1 protein-coding gene is annotated in these 375 nt (G+C 27.5%); it reads left to right on the top strand.

Annotated features, from left to right (window positions below; all coding sequences use genetic code 11):
* The coding region (locus KVT37_RS31955; RefSeq protein WP_217578988.1) for a hypothetical protein at positions 1-375 on the top strand (375 nt) is incomplete at both ends.

Below are 375 nucleotides of genomic sequence, written 5' to 3'. Positions count from 1 at the left end.
CCAACGAGGGGAAAGGGAAAAGGTTAAAAGATGTATTTTATAAAGAAATTAGAGGTGCAGGGTGTCCAGTAACAATATCAAATGTTATACCTAATTATGCATCTAGAATTAATGAACGATCATATACCGAAATAATAAATTTAAAAGGTAATCCATTTAATATATTCGATTTAAATAAACAATTGTCTTTGTTATTATCTAGGGAATTTCCTTTGTTTTGGCTAGATTTTAATAACAATAATCAAAGTTTGGATGTAAAAATAAAGAGGGAACTGTCAAAAGAAGAACAAGTTAGATTTGAACTATCGTTACACAAGTTAATAGGTGATAATGCAAAAATTAATTATATTTTCGAACAATCTTTAAATGTCCAGA

It is taken from the genome of Mesorhizobium sp. GbtcB19, from assembly GCF_019091085.1.
Lineage (GTDB): Bacteria > Pseudomonadota > Alphaproteobacteria > Rhizobiales > Rhizobiaceae > Mesorhizobium.
The sequence above is the reverse complement of the archived record's forward strand: the minus strand, read 5'-3'. Positions and strand labels throughout refer to the sequence as shown.